Annotated in this window: 1 protein-coding gene; it reads right to left on the bottom strand. The window is 60.8% G+C overall.

What is annotated here, in order from left to right; all coding sequences use genetic code 11:
- Nucleotides 1-110: 110 nt before the first annotated feature.
- Nucleotides 111-1823, bottom strand: a 1713-nt coding sequence (gene plsB / locus BKD70_RS22185) for a glycerol-3-phosphate 1-O-acyltransferase PlsB (RefSeq protein WP_070415406.1), incomplete at its 5' end; no start/stop codon positions are given.

The raw sequence follows: 1823 nt of genomic DNA on the forward strand, positions 1-1823 counted from the left end.
GTCATCGAGTGGCAGGCTCCGAGCAGGGCGGTCAGGCCCAGGAGGATGAGTTTTTTCAAGGTGCGGCTCCTTTTCAACGGCGCCGGAATCCGCCCGGCGCCTCAATCAGTCTAGCGCTGTGCTTCAGGATTGACGGCAACCGGTTCGGCCGCAGCCTCGGCTGCGCCGTCCACGCGGTGCAAGGCAACTTGGCGGATCGACAGGCGAATATCCGCCGGCAGTACGCGTTTGGCGGCGCCTTCGGCCAGTTCGCCGAGCAGGTCGTGATAGCCCAGCTTGCCGGCTTCATCGCGGCGCAGCACATCTTGCTCCAGCAACGTCTGGATAAAATGTCGGAAAAGACTCTTGTCGAAGAATTCCGGGGCATTGAGGCCGTGCAGGATCGACAGGCGCTGGGCCATGATCGTGCACAGGTCTTCCAGCTCTTCGGCGCTGATGCTGTTCTGGCCGCTGTTGAGCAGTAACGAGATCGCCATGTAGAAACGTTGCAGGGTCTGGGCGATGCTCTTGGACAGCAGCGTCAGCAGCACAAAGTGCCGCGAACTCGGCGCCGGGCGCAGGTATACGGCGTTTTCGAAACGCAGCAGGCCTTGTTCGACAAACGCGTCCAGCCACTGGTCCACCACGCTGTCCAGATCCTCCAGCGACCAACGGATAAACAGCTCCGATTGCAGGTACGGGTAGAGCGCGTGGGTGTAGCGCAGGATCTGTTCGCGGGTCATGCGCGAACTGCTCTGGAAGAAGCTCGCCAGCAGCGCTGGCAGGGCGAAGATGTGCAGCACATTGTTGCGGTAGTAGGTCATCAGGACGGCATTCTGCTCATCCAGATAAACGATTTTGCCCAAGGCGTCGCTCTGTTCGGACAACAGGTTCATGTCCTTGACGTGCTTGATCAGCGCCAGGCCATCGCCATCCGGCAAAGTGGTATGGGGCGAGTAGGGCACACGACGCAACAACGCCAGGTACAGGTCCAGTTGGCGGGCCATGGCCTGTTCATCCAGCGCCAGGCGAGTGGTGGACAGTAGCGCCAGCGCGACCAGGTTCACCGGGTTCACCGCAGCGGCTTCGTTCAAGTGGCGCGCCACCTGTTCGCCGAGGCGATTGGTGGTCTCGTTGAGCCACGCCGGTTTGTAGTTCGGCCCCAGTTCCTGGGCGCGCCAGTCCGGTTGCTCGGCGTCGAGGAACTCCGCCAGCTTGATCGGCTCACCGAAGTTGACCGCCACTTGGCCGAAGCGCTGCTTGAGCGCGCCGACCACTTTGAAAATATCGAAGATCGACTCTTTCTTCTTGCTCGCGCCACGCAGTTCGCCCAGGTAAGTGCGGCCTTCGAGCACGCGCTCATAGCCGATATACACCGGCACGAACACGATGGGCATGCGCGAGGAACGCAGGAAGCTGCGCAAGGTGATCGCCAGCATGCCGGTTTTCGGTTGCAGCATGCGCCCGGTGCGCGAGCGCCCGCCTTCGACGAAGTATTCCACCGGGAAACCCTTGGTAAACAGGGTGTGCAGGTATTCGTTGAACACCGAGGTGTACAAAGGGTTGCCCTTGAAGGTGCGGCGCATGAAAAACGCACCGCCACGGCGCAGCAGGCTGCCGATCACCGGCATGTTGAGGTTGATGCCGGCGGCGATGTGCGGCGGGGTCAGGCCGTTCTTGAACAGCAGGTAGGACAGCAGCAGATAGTCGATGTGGCTGCGGTGGCAAGGCACGTAGATCACCTCGTAGCCTTGGGCCACCTTTTGCACGCCCTCGATGTTATTGACCTTGATACCGTCGTAGATCTTGTTCCAGAACCAGCTCAATACCACTTCCAGGAAGCG

The sequence above is a fragment of the Pseudomonas sp. BS-2016 genome (assembly GCF_001806145.1).
GTDB lineage: Bacteria > Pseudomonadota > Gammaproteobacteria > Pseudomonadales > Pseudomonadaceae > Aquipseudomonas > Aquipseudomonas lundensis.